Source organism: Halopiger goleimassiliensis (genome assembly GCF_000455345.1).
GTDB classification, from domain to species: domain Archaea; phylum Halobacteriota; class Halobacteria; order Halobacteriales; family Natrialbaceae; genus Halopiger_A; species Halopiger_A goleimassiliensis.
In genome coordinates, this window is record NZ_HG315690.1 from 778,707 (window position 1) to 796,258 (window position 17,552).

Here is a 17,552-nt window from a genome sequence, read left to right on the forward strand (position 1 = left end):
GTACGCTGGTTGCGGCACGATGGCGAGTGTGGCTGCGGGTCCGTCGGGACCCCTTACGGCGTTCCATCCGGGGCGTCGGCTTGGTACCGGCGAGCCCCGGTGAGCATTCGGACCCCGATCACGAGAACGACGCCCGCGAACGCGACCCACAGCAGCGAGACGAGGGTTTCGTCGACCGGCTCGGCGTACTCGAGCCCGGCGAGGACGAACAACAGCCCGGCGACGTAGAGGGCGTTCGTCCCGATGAAGTTCGCGAGCCCTTCCTCGTCCGTGACGCGGTCGGGATCGTAGCCGGCGATCAGCCACGTCTGTCCGGCGTACTTGACGAGCGCGCCGAGGAGACCCACGAACGCCGCCGCAGCGAGAAGCGAGAGGACGGTTCCCCGAACCATGTCCGACCGATGTCACCGCGTTCACAAATAGGTGCGGGCCGGAACGACCCCTCCGGCCGAGAACGGGGCGATTCTCACGCTCTCGTTCGCAGGTGATGGAAGACGTAGGTCTGGGCGTAGCCCGCGTACTCCCCGCCGAAGCGCTCCCGGATCGCTCGCGAGGTGTCGGCGTAGGAGCCCCGGTCGCAGTCGGGGTAGTACTCTTCGATGGCCGTCCTGATCCACGTATCGAGCGGGACGGCCTCGTCGAACCCCAGCGAGAACAGCAACACGCAGTCGGCCACCTTGTCGCCGACGCCGACGAACTGCGTCAGATAGTCGCGGGCGGCCTCGTACTCGAGGTCGCGGGCCTCCGCTGGATGCGCCTCGCCGTCGGCGACCATCTCGGCCGTGCGGACGACGTACGGCGCACGATACCCGAGTCCAAGCTCCCGGAGTTCGGCCTCGGTCGCCACGGCGAGCTGGTCGGGCGTGGGGAAGGCGTAGTAGGTCCGACCGTCGAACGAGACCGGCGTCCCGTACTCGCGAGCCAGCGTCGAGACCATCCCGTGGATGCGGCTCACCCGCATCTGCGCCGAGCAGATGAAGGAGATCAGACAGCCGAAGGGCGGATCCTGGACGAGTCGCATGCCGCGGTGGGCCTCGTAGGCCTCCCGGAGCAACGGATCGTCGGGGGCGGCCGCGACGATTTCCTCGAGGTCGTCCTCGAGGCGCAACAGCCGACGAACGAGGGGGTCGGCGTCGGTCGTCGACTCCCACTCGAGGACGTCGCCCTGCGTCCGGACGCGGATCACTTCGCCGTCGACGACCGTCGAGTACCACGTGCCCGGGGCCGGGCCGCCGCGATACATCTCGCCGTCGGCGCGTCGCCACAGGTAGCTCTGGCCGCTCTCGAGGGTCCGATAGAGGTCGAGGCCGCCGCCGAGATCGTCGATCGGGATCGTACCCGTTGCCATTCGTGAGTGGGTTCCCGAGGGACGGCTTGGGCCTTTCGAACCTGCGGGCCATCCCGAGCGGCCGACTGCCAGTCCCCGGCGTCGACTGGTCAGTCAGTTACGTTCTCCGTTCGAGGGGCGATACGATCGACGTCGTCGTTCGTGTGAGCCGAACCTTGATACTGGAGGCGGTACAATATCCACGTATGAACTGCAGGGTTGTCGTCGAAGCAGCCGTGCCGGTCTTCGACGTTGAGACGGAAGACGAGGCGATTCGTATCGCCATCTCGAAGACGGGAGAGATGTTGAACCCTGACCTGAACTACGTCGAGATCAACATGGGCGAGCGCACGTCCCCATCCGGGGAGGAGCTGCCGCCGGCGTTCATCGCCGCGGACGAGGCGCTCGTCGCCCTCGAGTTGGAGATGACCGTCTTCAACGTCGAGCGGGAGGAACACGCCTCCCGGATCGCGCGCAAGGAAATCGGCCAGCGGCTCGAGAACATCCCGCTCGAGGTCAAACGGGTCGAAGTCATCGAAGACGAGGAACTCGAAGACGAAGAGGAAGAAGAGGCCACGACGGACGAGTCCGTTCCGGCGAACGACGGAGAGGCCTCCGAGTCGGGTGACGCCGACGAAGACGACGATGAAATCCTTCCCGAATTCGAGGACCTCGTCGAGTAATCGGCGCTTACGAACCGTTTCGCCCAGTTAGACTCGATTTTGTCGGTGGCACCAACGAGTCCGATAGCGAGAACGGAGATACGCCTCGTAGGTCGGGCAGCGACGTCCGAGGATACTGCGTGTCGTTCAGTCGGCAGTGGCGGCGACGGCTTCCTGCTCACCCTCGCGCATGTTCGCCGTGATGCCGCCAGCCAGCGCAAAAACGGCCGCTTTGTGATCGGTCTTCGATTTGTGAATCGATGTCGGTCGAATACCGAGCGACTCGTACTCCTCGAGGTCGATCTGACAGTCTTCCCACTCCGAACACTGGTTGGATACTTCGGCGAGAAGGCCGTGGAGGTGAATGAGCTCCTGTTTCTTCATAGGCATCCAGTCATACCCACTGCAGGGTTATATTATTATCTTGAGTCGCGTTACCATACGACCCGTTTTTTCAGCGGAGAGTGTCCTGATTTCCGGACGGTCGAAGAGGTTGAATTAGTAGCGTGAAACGGTTTACAGGCTGTGCGTGTCCTCGAGTACGGACTGCGTAGTTACTGTTATGTACCCGTCACGTCTGCGGTAAAATCGGCTTTCGAGATCGAAAGTAGAACGTACCGATCGTTTGGCGAAATCGACGACTCTCGACACGGACCAAGCCCCGTTGCTTGCGGAACTGGCCCGACGATTCATCCTCAACTCGAGCCCCCTCTCCAAAAATCGACGGTGACGGGGAGAGACCGCCAGAACAGTGCTCGACGACGGGTTCGAAACCGTCGCCTAACCGAGTTGTTTCAGCGTCTGGAGGTCGCGATCGGTCCGCATGAATTCCGCCGTCCGCCGCGACGCGTGACAGTTCGGACAATGGAACATTTCGGTCGAACCTGGGAGTTCATCCGGCGACGTCTGCCAGTTTTTGGCACACTCCGGACACAACAGTCGGACGGTCGTTTCATCCATGTTACTGGCTTGCACGCCACAGGTGAAAAACCTTGTCGCGATCACAGTCGGATCGATAGAACGAGCCACAAACGTCGCGCCGTGCCGCCTGGGTACTCGAGGGGGCCACAACGAGCGTCCGACGGCGTCCACCGATGACAGCTATCCGCTCGACTAACCGGCGATTACGCCGGGGCAGCCGTATCGGAGGCCTCGAGCAGTTCCTTGTAGCGGTTGCGGATGGTGACCTCGGAGATGTTCGCGACGTCGCTGACCTCGTTCTGGGTCACCTTCTCGTTGGTCAGCAGGGCCGCGGCGTAGACGCCAGCGGCCGCGAGGCCGACGGGCGACTTGCCGCTGTGGACGCCCTCCTTGCGGGCCGACTCGAGCAGTTCGCGCGCCATGCGCTCGGTCTCGTCCGAGAGGTCGAGGTCGCTGACGAACCGCGGCACGTAGTGTTCGGGGTCCGCGGGTTTGACCTCGAGACCGAGTTCCCGGATGATGTACCGGTAGGTCCGGGTCAGTTCCATCTTCTCGACGCGGCTGACAGCCGAAATCTCGTCGAGGCTGCGCGGGGTGCCGGCCTGGCGGGCGGCGGCGTACAGCGCAGCCGTGGCGACGCCCTCGATCGATCGTCCGGGGAGGAGGTCCTCCTCGAGGGCGCGGCGGTAGATCACGCTGGCCGTTTCGCGGACGTTCTCCGGCAGACCCAGCGCGGAGGCCATCCGGTCGATCTCGCCCAGCGCCTGCTTGAGGTTCCGTTCCTTGGAGTCGCGGGTACGGAACCGCTCGTTCCAGGTGCGCAGGCGCTGCATCTTCTGGCGCTGACGGCTCGAGAGGGACTTCCCGTAGGCGTCTTTGTCCTGCCAGCCGATGTTCGTCGACAGGCCCTGGTCGTGCATCATGTTGGTCGTCGGGGCACCTACACGCGACTTCTGGTCCTTCTCGGCGGCGTCGAACGCGCGCCACTCGGGGCCGCGGTCGATCTCGTCCTCCTCGACGACGAGGCCACAGTCCTCACAGACCGTCTCGGCGTGTTCCGCGTCCGAGATGAGACGGCCGCCACACTCCGGGCACTCCTCGCGCTCGTCCGTGCGGTTCGATTCCTCCTCCTGTTCCGTCGTCCGCTCGCTCGTATAGGTTCGAATGTTGGAGTCTGTCATGGTGTATCGGGATGGTTACTCGGGGCTCCCGGGTGGGGGAACCAGAAGAAACCCGGTCGCCTCGGCTAACGTATAGTAAGGCCGAAATCCATATAAATGTTTCGCCTTCTTTATAAGCGCCTCGGGAGTAGATTCATATGAGTTTCGGTTACATGGTGATTAATCGCTGAGGTTTTCGAGCGAGAGATCGTGGATATCCGTTCTAGTGGTCCCGTAGGAATGAGTCGGACGCTTTCGATGTCAACGGGGGGCACGAGTCGAACCCTTTTCGAATCGGCCCGTCGAACGGGCGGACATGACTGTCCGGTTCGGTGCGGTAACGGTCGACTGGTTCGGCCTCGCGAGCATCCGGCTCGAGGGGCGAACCGGGGTCGTCATCTACGTCGACCCTGGCCCGGAGCACTACGGGATACTCGAGGGCGAGGAGCCACGCGACGGCGACCTCGTTCTGGTCTCACACGGCCACCACTACGATCCCGACTCGATCCGGCGGGTCGCCCACGAGGACGCCATCGTGGTCGTCCACGAGGCCGTCGACGCCCGCGACGTAGAGCACGCGGACGAACAGCCGGAGTCGCTCCCCTACGAGGTCGAACGCGTCCGTGACGACGAATCGTTCGTCCTCGGGCCGCTCGACCTCTACACCACGCCGGCGTACAACGATCCTGACGGGTCACACACCGACGCGGACGGGACGCCATACCACCCGGAGGGCGAGGGCTGTGGCTTCGGCGTCACCGTCGACGGGGTCACGGCGTTCTGGCCCGGCGACACGGATCCGCTGCCGGTCCACGACGAACTGGTCGTCGACCTCCTCTGTCCCCCGATCGGTGGCACCTACACGATGGATCGTCACGAGGCCGCCGACCTCGCCGACCGGATGGTTCCCGGACTCGTGTTGCCCGTCCACTACGACGCGTTCGACGCCATCGACGCCGACGCAGACGCGTTCGTCGTCGACGTCGCGAATCGGGGCCACCCGGTCGTCCTCGACGAGGGATAACCGGTCCGATCGCCCGATGCGTATCAGTGTCCCAATCAGTCGCAACCGTTTTCCTCCTCCCTCGTGTTGGTCGGGTTATGGGACGTGGCTTCGAGGACGGCGGGACGGGGACCACTAGCTGTGATCGGTGCGGATCCCCGGTCGCCGAATCGATGCGATACTGTCCGTCCTGCGGAGCCAGCCAGGAATCGACGGACGAACCCGAGCAGCGACGAGACCGGATCGACGAGTCCGAGCCGAGGGACCACCGAACCGGCTGGCCGAACCGCGACGACCGAGCACAGGACCGCCACTCCGAACCCCGCTCGCGAGAGCCACGCTACCGAGAGGAACCCCCGCGCGACGGTTCACGACGCCGGGACCGCTCGAGCCCGACTCGCGAGTCGGGAGGGTCCTCGCACCGATCGACGGCCCACGACGCCGACCGACGAATACTCGAGGACCGCATCGCGGCCCACCTCGAGAACGGCTGGGAACTCGAACACGACTTCGGCGATCACGCCGTCCTGATACGGCGCTCGCTGGGATCGTCTACCAACCACCTCCTCATCGCGTTTCTCACTATCTGGTGGACGATGGGGATGGGTAACGTCGTCTACGGGGCCTACCACTACTTCGGCAACGTCGAGCGAAAGGTGGTGCGAGCCGATGGCCCCGCACAAACCCACGCGGGAACCGTCCGGTCGCCGTCGCAGGATCGCGCGAGTCGAGAATCAAGTTCGAGTTCCGGTTCCAGTTCGCCGGCGCTCCTGCTGTTTATGGTCGGTCTGCTGTGGCTGCTCGGATTGGCGTTCCTGCTCGAGCTGTCGGCGCTGGCGAGCGGGTTCGGACTCCTGTTGCTCCTCGTCGGCGCGGCCTTGATACCGTCCGTGCGACGACGGTTCCGCGACCGGGACCCGATCACGACGAACGGCCGGACCCGCTCGGTCGAGGAGCGACGTGCCGACGATCCGGAACGCCCGTGTACCATCTGCCGACAGCCGGTCGAGGACGGAATCACGCGGACCTACAAGGAAGAATTCGCGGTGTTGGGCGTCCCCGTCGTGACCCTCGACAGCGGCGAGAACCACTACTGTCCGGAGTGTACGGGCCTCGAGGCCGTCAAGGACGGCCCGGAACACGGGGCCGGAGTGGAGCCGTCGACCGCGGACGACGCCGAACGGGAACCCTCGCTCGAGCGCTGATCGCAGTCGGCGCGATGGCCGCTAGATGACGTTCTTCTCGTCGAACCGTTCGAGAAACAGGTATCGGTTCCGCTGTTCGATGGGCGTCTAAACGACGCCCATCTCGTCGAGCCGTTCGGTCGTCATCTCCCCGAACGACGGCTCGATGTGCGTCTAGACGACACCCATCTCGTCGAGCCGTTCGGGCAGATACGTATCCGTCACGAAGTCCAGCCCGTGGGAGGCCAGCGCCTGCTGTTCGGACTTCTTCTCGATCTCGAGTTGGAGTTCGATCTGTTCCTCCCAGTAGTCGGTCTGGAAGCGCGGGTCGGTGAGTTCGTTCTCGAGCGCGTTGACGTCCGAATCGCTGAGCGGGTCGTTCGGCAGGTCGTACTCGACGATGTCGGCGGGCTGGATGCCGATGAACTTGGCCTCCGGCGTCGCGAGGTACTCCGAGAGGTGGGCCGATTTGATCGACCCGTAGGCGACCGAGCCGTAGATGCGGTACGACCACGGGTCACCGTCCGTGAAGACCGTGACCGGCAGGTTGAGTTCGTTGTGCATCCGCTTGGTGATCCGGCGGGTCGCGCGGGCCGGCTGGCCCTTGAGGTGGACGATGAGGGCGTTGTACTCGTCGTCGAACCCGTTCTCGACCAGCCGGTCGCGCATACCGCCGGTCTCCACGGCGAGAATGAAGTCGGCGTCGCAGTCGAGGAACTCGATCGTGTCGGGGTTGTTCGGGATCTGGTAGCCCCCTTCGCCGACGTCCTCCTGGCAGTGGATCTCGCGCTCCCCGCGGCGGGTCTGCTCGCGAAGGTGGAGAGGACCCATGATCGTCGCCCCCGACTCCTCGGGGCGCATGTGGAAGTCCTCGCGAGTGACGCCCGAGACGATCTCGAGGTCCTCGATCAGGTTGTTCGACTCGTCCTGGCTCGTGAACTGGGCCTCCTCGTTGTCCCAGCTTTCGGAGAGGTAGTACAGCTCACGCAGGGTGGACGAGCGATCCTGATCGAGCTGATCCGCGAGGAACTCGATCGTGTAGACCGCCTTGAGGAGCTTTCGCGCCCCGCGGACCGAGTTGGCCGACCGGGTCGACTCGCGGTCGCCGTAGACCCAGACTTTCTCGTCTTCGTCGTACTCGATGTTGTTCTTCGTCCGCGTCGGGACGGACATGTTGGGGATCTCCCCCCGCTCGAACTGGTCGTAGAACTCCGCCGCGAGGTCGATCAGCTGTTCTCGGGCCTGCTGGTTGTCGTCTGCGCTCATTGTTTCACCGTGATTTCGCTTCGCTCATCACGAGCCATCAGTCGCGCGCTCATGATGACACCGTAAGTTTCTCGTCTTCGACGCCTTTCACGTCGAGGTCGAACTCGGCGTCCTCGGGCACCTCGTACTCGAGGGTGGCCTCGTCGTCACTCGAGACCTCGGACTCCCACTTGACGAACCACTCGCCGTCCATCTCGACGACGGTCGCACCGTCCGAAAGGTTCGTCGGTTCGGCCGACACGATGTCGGTGATCTCGAGCGACTCGTTCGTCCCCGAGTTGTTCTCGACGACGACCGAGACCGCCTTGCCGTCGCCGTTGTCCTCGACCCGGCGTTCGACGAGGACGTTGTTCATGATCCGGGCCAGCGCGTCGCCGATCTCGGGTTCGTCCCGATCGGTGACCTCGGCGACCTTCTCGGCCATCTCGGGGAGGATCTTCCCGAGGACGTTCTGTTTCTTGCGGCGCTGTTCCATCGAGCGGCGCTTGTTCAGGTAACTCTTGAGTTCGCGCGCCGCTTCGCGGATCGCGAGTTCGATCTCGTCTTCGATCTCGGGGACGTTCGCGACGGCGTCTTTCGACTCGCTCGTGAACGGGACGTTCGTCGAGGCGACGTGGACCATGATGACCGCCGGTCCGTGGGGAAGCCCGGAGCCGCCCGGCTGGTCGAGCCCGTAGTTGCGCCAGCCGATCGACTTGACGACGTCGGTCGTCGCACACGCGCCGCGCTGGTAGACCAGCGGCACCCGGTTCGCGAACCGGAGCACGTCGGCGGTGCCGTCGGCCTCGAGTTCACCGCCGTAGGCGATACCGGCCTCTACGACGAACGGGTCGCCGCCGTGGACCTCGGCGTCGCGGGTCGCGGAGGCGTAGAAGTCGGCGTCGAACTCCTTCTCGAGGCCGGCCTCGATGAGGTCGGCGGTGATCGGCGAGAGACACCGCGTCGGCGGAGCCATGATGTCGGTCGCGCGCATGGCGTCGACCAGGTCGCTGGCGGCGTCCCGGTCGTCGGCGAGTTCCCGCACGAGCGGCGGATCGTCGGGGACGGTGGCCATCACGTCCCAGAACGCCTCGACGACGTTCTCGCGGGCGGTGTCCCCGAACGCGACGTCGTCGTACTCCTCGGTGAGGTCCGCAGCGCGGTCGACGTACTCGCGGAGCGTCGTGCGGGTCAGCCGGTGCCGGACGTCCTCCTCGGTCGCGTCGGCGAACGTCCCGGCCAGCCGCTGCGCGAAGGCGTGGACGACCTCGTCGTCCTTGCGGGTGCTCGTCGCCTCGTCGGCCAGCTCGTAGACGTCCGCGACGAGCCGCGACTCCTCGCCCTCGGCGTCCTCGTCCGCGTCGATCAGCGCGAGCCAGACCGCTTCGACGGCGTTCTCGCGGACGGTGTCGCCGAACGTCGTTCCGTGCTCGTCTTCGACGGTTTCGGCGGCCTCCTCGACCGCCTCGAGCAGTTCGTGGTGGGCGATCCGGTCGTGGTCGTCGACGGCCGCGGCGATGGCGTCGGCGAAGGCTGCCGTCGCATCGGCTCCCTTGTTCGCCGTAGCATCGGTGACGACCGCCTCGAGGTCGACGTCCTCTCGCGGGCGAGGCCCGCTCGAGTTATCCGCGGAGCGTGGCTCCGCGCTCTCGCGCGCTGCAGGCGGCTGCCAGCGCATCTCGCGGCCGTAGTGGCGGTCGCGGAACGCGTCGATGATCGAGTCGGCCGTCTTCTTCCCGACGCGGGTGAACTCCTCCTGGACGAACCCCGAGACGCTGTGGGAGTCCGTCGCGGTGAGCATCTTCATGACCGTCCCGAGTTCGACCCCGTGCGGGTGGGGCCGGATCTCCTCGGTCTCCTCGGGAAGCTGGTCGGTCGCGCGCTCGAACTTGAAGTGAGCCTGGGGCTCGCGCAACTCGAGACGGGCGTGCGGGTTGACGACTGCCGTGTGCTTGACGTAGTCGTGGAGTTGCTGGCGAGCGCGCATGTTGGCCTCCATCTCGAGTTCGATGCGCGTCCCGTGGGGGCGGTCCCAGGAGGTGGTCTCTTCGACGCTGATCTCGGGTTCGTTCTCGTCGGTGTCGACGATCAACTCGAAGTACTGGGCCTCGGCGGCGTCCTGGGTGCGGCTGGTGATCTTCGCGGGTTTCCCGCTCGTCAGTTGCGAGTAGAGGACGGCCGCGGAGATGCCGATCCCCTGCTGGCCGCGGTTCTGCTCGCGGACGTGAAACCGCGATCCGTAGAGGAGTTTCCCGAAGACCTTCGGGAGCGATTCCTTCGTCAGCCCCGGCCCGTTGTCCTCGACGATCAGCGTGTAGTAGTCGCCCGATTCCTGGATCTCGACGTAGATGTCCGGGAGAATACCGGCTTCCTCGGCGGCGTCCAGGGCGTTGTCGACGGCCTCCTTGACGGCCGTGACGAGGCCTCGAGCGCCGCTGTCGAAGCCGAGCATGTGCTTGTTCTTCTCGAAGAACTCGGCGATGGAGATCGCCTGCTGGTTCTCGGCCAGCTCCTCGGCGATCCCCGGCTCGTCACCGAGTGTCGACTGGAACGACGTCATCACCCTCCAGTATTCACGGCGGGGCTAAAAGGTGTGCGCTACCGCGGTGAAAGTGATCCCATGGCCGATCCGGATCCCGTGGACGTCACGTGCAGCGGCCGCACCCGACGCGCAAAGGTTTAACCGCGCGCGAAAGCTTCCTCCCAAACGAGAACGTATGGCTCGAGACGACACCGACCACCCGGGAGACGAGGGGGATGCGCTACCGTTGGATGGCGATGCGCAGTCCGAGGACGGCGTCGACGACGGGATCACGACGACGGCGGTCGAGGAGGTCGACCAGCGGATCGTCGATCTGCTGTCCTGGATCCTCGATACGGAGACGCGGGCGAAGATCTACGTCTACCTGCTGGCCAACCCTGGTAGCACCTCCGAGGAGGTCGCCACCGGCACGGGTCTGTACCCGAGTACGGTCCGGGAGGCACTCGCGGAACTCCACGAGGAAGACCGGGTCAGCCGCGAGAAACGGGCCAGCGAGGGCGCGGGCAACAACCCCTACGAGTACACGGCGATCCAGCCCAGCGAACTCGTCGGCGGCGTCGTCGACCAGGTCCAGCAGGAACTGAACACCATCTTCACGCTCGATCGGGTCCTCGACCGGGAGAGCGACCCCGACGGAGACGTCGACGACGAGGTCGAACCCGTGACGATCACGGTCGACGACGTCGACTCGAGCGAGCACGCTGCCGCGACTGACGGCGACGACGGGCCGGACGCGGACGCCGACGCCGAGTCGGAGCCTACACCGAGCGCCGAAGATTCGACCGCCGAGCGCTCGGATACCGACGAGGACGAGTCCTAGGCGTCAGCGGTCGTCCCCAATGTGTCAACGGTCGTCCTCGAGTTCGAGCACCGCGGGTCGCTCGAGTTCGAGGTCGGCCTCGATCGCCGAGACGCGGGTCGTCGGCCAGTCGTCGGTCGTCGTCAGGACCTCCCAATCGTCGTCGGTGACCAGCACGGTATCCTCGCTTTTCGCACCCGCGACCGTCGGGTTCCACGCGTAGGCCATCGGCGTCTCGACGGGCGCGTCGCCGTCGGGCGTGGCGATCCACTCCCGGCCGGCGAAGCCGGCCGCACCGCCCTGATGGTGGCGCTTCCACTCGTCTTCGTGACCGATCGCCTCGTAGGCCGCCTGCATGCGCGCGAAGACGTCACCAGCAGTGCCACCCTCCGGATCGCGAGCGGCCGCCCGCGTCGCCGCGAGGGCCGTCGTCTCGACGCGGGCGGCGGCTTCGTGGCGCGTCTCGAGCCAGGACGGCGGGTCGAACGCGACGGTTCGGGTACAACTGGCGTGCAAGCCTGCGCGTTCGGTCGTCACCGAGACGAGGGCGTAGTCGCCGAGTTCGGTCTCCCGTGGCGTGTAGTGGCGGTACTGCTGGGCGCGTTCGGCCCCGCCAACGAGGACGACGGGGGTCTCGATGTTCTGCGCCGAGAGGGCGACCCGCAGCGCCGAGGCGACCTCGTGTTCCGTGTCGCCGGGTTTGAGTTCCCGACAGACCGACTCGACGGCGACCGCCGTCTCCCGACCGAGTCGGCGGTAGCGCTCGCGGTCCCGCTCGGTCAGGGGTTGGCGGAACGCCGCGGGATCTACCTGCTCGAGGCCGGGAACGTCCACGTCCGCGGCCGCGCGTTCGTCTTCGTCGACCCGGTCCGCGATGGCTTCCTCGATGGAGCCCTCGTACCATGGGAACGCCTCGACGTCGACGTCTGCCTCGAGGTCGGGGAGTTCTTCGGCCGCGATGCGATCGCGTTCGATGTTCGTCGTCACGACGCGCAGGTCGTCGCCGTCGTACCCGACCGCGGCGATGCCGACGGGGTTCTCGCGGTCGACGACGTTCGAGCCACCGGTCAGCCAGGCGAAGGAGTTGGGCCGCACGAGCCAGATCGAATCGAGGTCGCGGGCCTCGAGAACGCGTGCGAGTCGCTCGCGTTTGTCCATGCCGGGTGCTGGCCGGGGTCCGCCTTGAGAGTATCGGAGACGCTTCCGGATGGCCGCCGGAAAGACGGGAGCGGTCGCGGGAAAAAGTCAACTAACCTACACTATGCATATAAAACACCCCCCTCCGCATCGAGGGTTTTGATGGTTCCGACGAGGCGAGAACGACTCGGGAAGCCTAAATACAGCTAGTCCCAACCCCACGTCGAACGACCGTGTCGACCGACAGTCACCCCCGTCCGAGGCTTCGCTCGCCCATCGATCGGTTCGGCTTTCCCCACCTGCTGGCGGGGACACTCGCGTTAGTCTCCGCGACGATTCTGCTCGGCGTCGCTGCCAAGGCGACGGGGTCGGGGCTTGCCTGCGAGGCGAACTGGCCTCAGTGTGACGCCGGCCCGTACAATCTGTTTCCCGCGAACCTTCCGAGTTTCTACGAGTGGATCCACCGGTTCGTAGCGATGTTCGCCGGCTTCGCGATCGTCGGGTCGGCTGTCGCCGCCTGGCGGTTGCCCTCCGTCGATCGCCGGGTCGCCTCGCTCGTCGTCCTCGGGATGGTCCTGACGCCGATCCAGGTGCTTCTCGGCCGAGAGACGGTCACCCAGTACACGATGGACATCCTCTCGTTGCACTTCTGGACGGCAATCCTGATCTTCTCGACGTTCGTCGTCGCGACGGTGCTGGTCTGGCGATCGGCGTTTTCCGCACGGACCGTGACCGGTGCCCTGGGCGTCGGCCTCCTCTCGCTGCCGCTGCACGTCGCGCTCAGCCCGACCGATCTCGGCGTCGTGACCAGCTACACCCCGACCGTGCAACTGCTCCAGTACGCCGTCACCCTCTCCCTGCTCGCGTCGGTCGTCGTCGCGACGATGGTCGGCCGCTGGCGGACGCCGGACCGGACCCTGCTCGGCCTGATCTACGGCGCGACGGGCGTAGCGATCGTCGTCGCCTACCTCGGACGCCGGGCCGTGATGGCCTACAGCGCGACCCTCGACTGGCTGTACGTCGGTCTCGCCGTGTTGCTGGCCCTGACCTTCGCCGTCGCGATCTACCGGAGTCGACGCGTCGGATCGGGAACCGACGACCCACACGCGACGTAACGCTCGGTTCGTCGTAGTTCAGGGTCTCGTTCCGGTTCGATTAGCCGGCGTATTCGACGACCAGTGCCGCGAACGCCGTCCCGGCGAGGCCGAGCCCGAACAGCACGTAGTTCGCGATCGGATTCGCCGCTCGCGTCACCTCGAGCGTGTACCGCCGGCGGGAGAGCGGCCAGAACGGGCGGATCCCCATCGGGGTGAGCGCGTCGGCGAGCAGGTGCGAACCGATCGAAAGGGTGCCGACGAGGAAGGCGAAGCCGACGATCGCGGCGTCGACGGCGAGCGTCGAGGCATCGATGAGGATGGCTGTCGCTGCCGCCACCCCAGCGCCGACCAGGATCGCGAAGCCGACGGTGTGTGTCACCCCGCGGTGGTCGACCAGCGGGAGTCGGTGATCCACGTCGGGCAACGTCGACAGGGAGACGCAGACGACGCCGCCGAGAATCGCAACCGTCTCCGCTCCGCCGAGGGCGACCGCTGCCCCCACGGGAGCGTAGAGCAATAACGCGGCCCCGTAGTGGCCGAACTGGTACATCTACGTCGATGGACGGAACGATCGATCAAATGCGTTCGGTCCTCCCTCGAGCGACGCTTCGCCGGGACCGTCGATCTTTTTTCCCACCGGTCGAACGGGTGGGTATGCGAACGAGCCTCAACGTTCCCGAGGAAACCTTAGCGGAGTTCGATCGAACGTGGAAAGCCGAGGGCCTGGAGTCCCGATCGCGCGCGTTGCGGGAAGCGATCCAGGAGTACGTCGAATCCCACCACCGACTCGAGGAGGCCCGCGGCACCGTCGCCGCGACGGTCGTCTTCGATTACGTCCACGAGGAGGTCATCGAGGACCTCCACGAGATCCAGCACCGGTTCCAGGGCGCGATAGATACCACCTGCCACGTCCATCACGGCCAGTGGTGTCTCGAGGCGGTCTTCTGTCACGGCGACGCCGACGAGATCCGATCGCTCGTCTACCGACTGAAGGATTTCGACGCCGTCGGCCGGGTTTCCGTCACGTTGCTTCGATCCGAGGAGTGACCGACCAGTCGGCGTCGTGGCGACGACTGGCCCGCGGACATCGGTCGACCCCTACTTAAACGGATTCGATATCTAACCCTGCGATTCTTGTAACTGCACGTGAATATACTGTATCGGTATGAGTCGTGCCGGACCGACCGTTCGACCACGGACATCGGGAGTAGCGCCGCGTACGGACCGGACCAGCCCTCGCTACCCGATCGACGGGCTTTACCAATGAGCGTCATCGCGACGGTCGCGGTGCCGGCCACCGCGTTCAGACTCGGATCGTTGCTCGACTGGGACGCAGACGCCACGGTATCCGTCGAGACGACGGTGCCGACGAGCGAACACATCGTCCCGTACCTGTGGGTCCCCGCTGACGCCGTCGACGACGTCGTCGACACCCTCGAGGCCGACCGGACCGTCGCATCGGCGTCGATCGTCGACGAAATCGACGACAGCGCCCTCGTCAAAGTCGAGTGGACTGGCGCGGTCAACGGCCTCCTCGAGGCGATCCGCCGAAACGAGGCCATCGTCACCAGCGCCGTCGGCACGCCGTCCCGCTGGACGTTTCGGCTCCGCTTTCCCTCCGACGAGGACCTCTCGGCGTTCTACGCGGACTGTGCGGACCGCGACATCCGCGTCGAACTCGTCGAATTACACCAGGCGGTCAGCGCGGATCGGGACCGCCGGTTCGGGCTGACGAACGCCCAGCGCGAACTCGTCCTCGCCGCCTACGACGCGGGCTACTTCGACGTCCCCCGGCGGACGACCCTCGTCGAACTCGGGGACCGCCTCGACATCTCCGACTCCGCGGTCTCGCAACGACTGCGCCGGGGCCTCGCCGCGCTCATCGGATCGACGTTGGTCACAGACTCCCCGACGGTGGCCAAACAGTCCTCCAGCGAGGCCGACTCTCCGCCGTCCGAACGGTGACTGCACGGTTTCGATCGAACCGCGACCGTTTTACGGGACTCGGTCCTTTACTGGCCCGTGAAGAACGTCACCGAGAGAACGAGCAATCCGTTCGGGTTTCGACCGCCGTTCGATCGGACCGCCGCCGACGAGCGGACGGCCGTCTTCGGCTACGGTGACGCCAACGCCGACTTTCACGTGATCGGCGACCACCCGGGCGTCCACGGCGGGAAAGGTACCGGCGTCCCGTTCACCGAAACCCCGGCCGAACGGGTCCAGGACGTCCTCCGGACGGTCGGCTTCGCGGACGGCCCGCGGGACGCGCCTGACCTCGAGAACTGCTATCTGAGCTACCTCCACATGTGTGCCCTCCCCGACGGCCACGAACCGACCGCGGCTGACTACGCGACGCTCGAGCGGTTTTTCGACGCCGAACTGCGGGCGATCAACGCCCACATCCTGCTCCCGGTCGGCGAGCGAGCCACCGATCACGTCCTCCGCGAGTACACGACGCAGCGACACAAACTCGACCTCGACATGGACGGGCTGCACGCCCGCGAGATCCGGGGCCGGGGCTTTCTCGTCGTCCCGATCGAAGAGCCCGCCGCGTGGGCGGACGGCGAGTTCGACGCCATCGTCTCTCGGCTCGAGGCGATCCTCGGACGGGACTACCGGCAGACGAAAGGCGTCGCGACGACGGTCGGCTGAACCCGCGTCCGATCGCTACCGACCGAACCGCTTCTTGACGACGGCCCGAACGGGCAGCACGAGCCCGCCCAGCACCGGCACCACGACGAACGCGACCAGATCGATCGGCAACGACGAGACGCCGGCGACGCCGGCAGCCAGCCCGGCCGCCGGCGCGAGGACGGGGACGACGTAGAGGTACGACGGCGTCCAGCCCGAGCCTCGCCGGGTGTGATGGACCACGACCCCGAAGAGGAACGGCATCAGCGCCGCACCGGCCAGGAGCGGTCCGCCGAGCAGTCCCGTCGAGAGCCCCAGTGCGGCGGCGACCAGCACCGTCTCGTCGAGCGTGATCGGTCCCCAGGTTTCTTCACGCCTGAGCAGTCGATCGAGACCGACGACGACCAGCGCGAACGCGACGATGCCGCCCAGCGCGGCGTACCACTGCATCGGCTCGAGCGGAACCGTCACGGGTTCGACGCCGGCGACGAACGCGACAGACGTCTGGATGCCGTGGCGGCCCGTCGAAAGGGTCTCCCACAGCGCCTCCGGGGCCGGTCCGACCGCGAGCAGGTCGTCGAACAGGTCCACGACGGCCGACTCGTTCGCGAGGGCGAACTGCGCGAGGCCGGCGAGATAGGTCACCAGCGAGAGCCACAACAGCGGCATAGCGAGGTTTCGTCGCCGCCACCACCGAACGAGACGGGAGTCCGACGTCTCGCGGGATCGAGTCCGACTGTTCGTCCGTCCGGTTCCCGTCCCGGTGGAGACGTGGCCAGTCGCCGTCCCGCCGTCGGTGCCGGTCGCAGCACCCGACGCGCTCGCAGCGGTCCCGGACGCGCTCGCGGTCCGGGCCGTGGTACTGCTGGTCGCCGATCCGCCGCTCGAGCCCGTTGCCGTCCCCGAACTCGTCGTCGTAGACGAGCGCCGCGAGGACGACGTGGACGAGTCGCTCGATCCGCTCGTGGACGAGCGCGAGGAACTGGTCGACGTCGAACCCGTCGATCGGCTCGAACGCGACGTCCTCGACGACCCCGAGGAACTGGACGCGCTCGACGATCGACTCGAGTTCGACGACTCCGACGACCGACTCGAACTCGACGACGACCCCGAGGATCGACTCGATCCGGACGACTGTGACGTCCCGCTCGAATCGGAGGTACTGGTACGCCGACCGGACGACTGTGACGTCCGCGACGACCTCGAACTCGAACTCGAGCCCGAACTCGACCGTCGGCTCGATCCGGAACTGCTCGAGGTGCGGTTCGAGGTCGACGAGGTCGTCCGACTCGAGGACGAGGCGCTGGACGTTCGGTTCGAGGTCGAGGAACCGGCGGTTCGACTCGACGTCGACGAGCCACCGGATCGGCTCGAACTCGACGAACTCGACGAGCGATTCGAACTCGACGAACGGGACGGTCGACTCGAGGTCGACGAAGTCGTCCGGTTCGAGGTGGACGACCGGGAGGAGGACGTCTGTGACGTGCTTCCGGTGGTCGACCTGCCGGTCGATGAGCCGCCGGAACCGGAACTCGAACCGCTCGAATTCGAGTCGTCGGACGAGTCGTCGCTGGCCCACACCTCGGGGGAGGGAATGCCGCTGGTACGTTTGGCGACGTAATCCTCGTGACCGAGTCGGTCGTAGGCCTGTCGCTCGACCGGATCGGTGAGGATCTCGTTGGCCTTGTTGATCGCCGTAAACTGCGCGCGGGCCCGATCGTCGTCGTTGACGTCGGGATGGTAGGTACGGACTTTCTCGCGGTAAGCCTCCTTGATCTCGTCCTGGGAGGCGTCGGGAGAAACGTCGAGAAGGTCGTAGAAGTCGTCAGTCATGGGACGGGGAC

The 17,552-nt window shown here is 66.0% G+C and carries 19 protein-coding genes and 1 pseudogene; 9 read left to right on the forward strand and 11 right to left on the reverse strand.

Annotated elements, in window-relative coordinates:
• Positions 1-53: 53 nt before the first annotated feature.
• Positions 54-392 carry a DUF3784 domain-containing protein gene (locus TX79_RS03850; protein WP_049925831.1) on the reverse strand — a complete coding sequence of 113 codons (339 nt, stop codon included), beginning with the start codon at positions 390-392 and terminating at the stop codon, positions 54-56.
• Positions 393-466: 74 nt separating this feature from the next.
• A complete protein-coding gene (locus TX79_RS03855) occupies positions 467-1,348 on the reverse strand; it encodes a DNA-3-methyladenine glycosylase family protein (RefSeq protein ID WP_049925832.1) in 882 nt (293 codons plus the stop codon).
• Positions 1,349-1,533: 185 nt separating this feature from the next.
• Between TX79_RS03855 and TX79_RS03860 the strand changes: the two genes are divergently transcribed.
• Positions 1,534-2,010, forward strand: a complete 477-nt coding sequence (locus tag TX79_RS03860) for a DUF555 domain-containing protein (RefSeq protein WP_049925833.1) — start codon at positions 1,534-1,536, stop codon at positions 2,008-2,010.
• Between the two features lie 126 nt (positions 2,011-2,136).
• On the opposite strand, the gene TX79_RS03865 is transcribed toward TX79_RS03860, so the two are convergent.
• The 3 genes from TX79_RS03865 to TX79_RS03875 form a co-directional block, all read right to left on the reverse strand.
• Positions 2,137-2,373, reverse strand: coding sequence for a UPF0058 family protein (locus TX79_RS03865; RefSeq protein WP_049925834.1), 237 nt, complete (start codon positions 2,371-2,373; stop codon positions 2,137-2,139).
• 396 nt (positions 2,374-2,769) lie between these two features.
• Positions 2,770-2,949: a DUF7836 family putative zinc-binding protein gene (locus TX79_RS19815; protein ID WP_049925835.1), complete on the reverse strand. Its 180-nt coding sequence runs from the start codon at positions 2,947-2,949 to the stop codon at positions 2,770-2,772.
• A gap of 164 nt (positions 2,950-3,113) precedes the next feature.
• Positions 3,114-4,091: a transcription initiation factor IIB gene (locus tag TX79_RS03875; protein ID WP_049925836.1), complete on the reverse strand. Its 978-nt coding sequence runs from the start codon at positions 4,089-4,091 to the stop codon at positions 3,114-3,116.
• A gap of 295 nt (positions 4,092-4,386) precedes the next feature.
• Here TX79_RS03875 and TX79_RS03880 point away from each other — a divergent pair, with 295 nt between their 5' ends.
• Both TX79_RS03880 and TX79_RS03885 read left to right on the forward strand, forming a co-directional pair.
• Complete coding sequence (locus TX79_RS03880; RefSeq protein ID WP_049925837.1) at positions 4,387-5,094, forward strand: MBL fold metallo-hydrolase; 708 nt, start codon at positions 4,387-4,389, stop codon at positions 5,092-5,094.
• A gap of 77 nt (positions 5,095-5,171) precedes the next feature.
• A complete protein-coding gene (locus TX79_RS03885; protein WP_049925838.1) occupies positions 5,172-6,278 on the forward strand; it encodes a zinc ribbon domain-containing protein in 1,107 nt (368 codons plus the stop codon).
• A gap of 153 nt (positions 6,279-6,431) precedes the next feature.
• Here TX79_RS03885 and TX79_RS03890 read toward each other — a convergent pair whose 3' ends face one another.
• The gene (locus TX79_RS03890) at positions 6,432-7,523 is read right to left on the reverse strand and encodes a DNA topoisomerase IV subunit A (protein WP_049925839.1); all 1,092 of its coding nucleotides are present in this window, start codon (positions 7,521-7,523) and stop codon (positions 6,432-6,434) included.
• A gap of 49 nt (positions 7,524-7,572) precedes the next feature.
• Positions 7,573-10,062, reverse strand: a complete 2,490-nt coding sequence (locus tag TX79_RS03895; RefSeq protein ID WP_049925840.1) for a DNA topoisomerase VI subunit B — start codon at positions 10,060-10,062, stop codon at positions 7,573-7,575.
• A 157-nt stretch (positions 10,063-10,219) separates the two neighbouring features.
• Between TX79_RS03895 and TX79_RS03900 the strand changes: the two genes are divergently transcribed.
• The gene (locus TX79_RS03900; RefSeq protein ID WP_049925841.1) at positions 10,220-10,864 is read left to right on the forward strand and encodes a helix-turn-helix domain-containing protein; all 645 of its coding nucleotides are present in this window, start codon (positions 10,220-10,222) and stop codon (positions 10,862-10,864) included.
• 24 nt (positions 10,865-10,888) lie between these two features.
• On the opposite strand, the gene TX79_RS03905 is transcribed toward TX79_RS03900, so the two are convergent.
• Positions 10,889-12,001: a M24 family metallopeptidase gene (locus TX79_RS03905; protein ID WP_049925842.1), complete on the reverse strand. Its 1,113-nt coding sequence runs from the start codon at positions 11,999-12,001 to the stop codon at positions 10,889-10,891.
• A 212-nt stretch (positions 12,002-12,213) separates the two neighbouring features.
• Between TX79_RS03905 and TX79_RS03910 the strand changes: the two genes are divergently transcribed.
• A complete protein-coding gene (locus tag TX79_RS03910; protein ID WP_049925843.1) occupies positions 12,214-13,095 on the forward strand; it encodes a cytochrome oxidase assembly protein in 882 nt (293 codons plus the stop codon).
• 40 nt (positions 13,096-13,135) lie between these two features.
• Here the strand turns inward: TX79_RS03910 and TX79_RS03915 are convergent, their stop codons facing one another.
• The gene (locus TX79_RS03915; protein ID WP_049925844.1) at positions 13,136-13,627 is read right to left on the reverse strand and encodes a metal-dependent hydrolase; all 492 of its coding nucleotides are present in this window, start codon (positions 13,625-13,627) and stop codon (positions 13,136-13,138) included.
• 104 nt (positions 13,628-13,731) lie between these two features.
• Between TX79_RS03915 and TX79_RS03920 the strand changes: the two genes are divergently transcribed.
• The 3 genes from TX79_RS03920 (at position 13,732) to TX79_RS03930 (ending at position 15,729) form a co-directional block, all read left to right on the forward strand.
• Positions 13,732-14,124: a CopG family ribbon-helix-helix protein gene (locus tag TX79_RS03920; protein ID WP_049925845.1), complete on the forward strand. Its 393-nt coding sequence runs from the start codon at positions 13,732-13,734 to the stop codon at positions 14,122-14,124.
• A 216-nt stretch (positions 14,125-14,340) separates the two neighbouring features.
• The gene (locus tag TX79_RS03925) at positions 14,341-15,042 is read left to right on the forward strand and encodes a helix-turn-helix domain-containing protein (RefSeq protein ID WP_049925846.1); all 702 of its coding nucleotides are present in this window, start codon (positions 14,341-14,343) and stop codon (positions 15,040-15,042) included.
• Between the two features lie 57 nt (positions 15,043-15,099).
• On the forward strand, positions 15,100-15,729 hold the full coding sequence (locus TX79_RS03930; protein ID WP_049925847.1) for a uracil-DNA glycosylase family protein: 630 nt from the start codon (positions 15,100-15,102) through the stop codon (positions 15,727-15,729).
• Between the two features lie 15 nt (positions 15,730-15,744).
• Here TX79_RS03930 and TX79_RS19820 read toward each other — a convergent pair whose 3' ends face one another.
• On the reverse strand, positions 15,745-16,377 hold the full coding sequence (locus TX79_RS19820) for a molecular chaperone DnaJ (protein ID WP_230198538.1): 633 nt from the start codon (positions 16,375-16,377) through the stop codon (positions 15,745-15,747).
• Positions 16,378-16,471: 94 nt separating this feature from the next.
• Here TX79_RS19820 and TX79_RS19825 point away from each other — a divergent pair, with 94 nt between their 5' ends.
• Positions 16,472-17,329 carry a hypothetical protein gene (locus tag TX79_RS19825; RefSeq protein ID WP_049925848.1) on the forward strand — a complete coding sequence of 286 codons (858 nt, stop codon included), beginning with the start codon at positions 16,472-16,474 and terminating at the stop codon, positions 17,327-17,329.
• A 77-nt stretch (positions 17,330-17,406) separates the two neighbouring features.
• On the opposite strand, the pseudogene TX79_RS20075 reads toward TX79_RS19825, so the two are convergent.
• A pseudogene (locus TX79_RS20075) lies at positions 17,407-17,541 on the reverse strand (DnaJ domain-containing protein); the annotation flags it as partial.
• Positions 17,542-17,552 lie beyond the last annotated feature (11 nt).

Excerpts from the sequence above, each read along its gene's own strand:
- TX79_RS03850 (WP_049925831.1), bottom strand. The coding sequence starts at position 392 with ATGGTTCGGGGAACCGTCCTCTCGCTTCTCGCTGCGGCGGCGTTCGTG.
- TX79_RS03855 (WP_049925832.1), bottom strand. The coding sequence starts at position 1,348 with ATGGCAACGGGTACGATCCCGATCGACGATCTCGGCGGCGGCCTCGAC.
- TX79_RS03860 (WP_049925833.1), top strand. The coding sequence starts at position 1,534 with ATGAACTGCAGGGTTGTCGTCGAAGCAGCCGTGCCGGTCTTCGACGTT.
- TX79_RS03865 (WP_049925834.1), bottom strand. The coding sequence starts at position 2,373 with ATGAAGAAACAGGAGCTCATTCACCTCCACGGCCTTCTCGCCGAAGTA.
- TX79_RS19815 (WP_049925835.1), bottom strand. The coding sequence starts at position 2,949 with ATGGATGAAACGACCGTCCGACTGTTGTGTCCGGAGTGTGCCAAAAAC.
- TX79_RS03875 (WP_049925836.1), bottom strand. The coding sequence starts at position 4,091 with ATGACAGACTCCAACATTCGAACCTATACGAGCGAGCGGACGACGGAA.
- TX79_RS03880 (WP_049925837.1), top strand. The coding sequence starts at position 4,387 with ATGACTGTCCGGTTCGGTGCGGTAACGGTCGACTGGTTCGGCCTCGCG.
- TX79_RS03885 (WP_049925838.1), top strand. The coding sequence starts at position 5,172 with ATGGGACGTGGCTTCGAGGACGGCGGGACGGGGACCACTAGCTGTGAT.
- TX79_RS03890 (WP_049925839.1), bottom strand. The coding sequence starts at position 7,523 with ATGAGCGCAGACGACAACCAGCAGGCCCGAGAACAGCTGATCGACCTC.
- TX79_RS03895 (WP_049925840.1), bottom strand. The coding sequence starts at position 10,062 with ATGACGTCGTTCCAGTCGACACTCGGTGACGAGCCGGGGATCGCCGAG.
- TX79_RS03900 (WP_049925841.1), top strand. The coding sequence starts at position 10,220 with ATGGCTCGAGACGACACCGACCACCCGGGAGACGAGGGGGATGCGCTA.
- TX79_RS03905 (WP_049925842.1), bottom strand. The coding sequence starts at position 12,001 with ATGGACAAACGCGAGCGACTCGCACGCGTTCTCGAGGCCCGCGACCTC.
- TX79_RS03915 (WP_049925844.1), bottom strand. The coding sequence starts at position 13,627 with ATGTACCAGTTCGGCCACTACGGGGCCGCGTTATTGCTCTACGCTCCC.
- TX79_RS03920 (WP_049925845.1), top strand. The coding sequence starts at position 13,732 with ATGCGAACGAGCCTCAACGTTCCCGAGGAAACCTTAGCGGAGTTCGAT.
- TX79_RS03925 (WP_049925846.1), top strand. The coding sequence starts at position 14,341 with ATGAGCGTCATCGCGACGGTCGCGGTGCCGGCCACCGCGTTCAGACTC.
- TX79_RS19820 (WP_230198538.1), bottom strand. The coding sequence starts at position 16,377 with ATGCCGCTGTTGTGGCTCTCGCTGGTGACCTATCTCGCCGGCCTCGCG.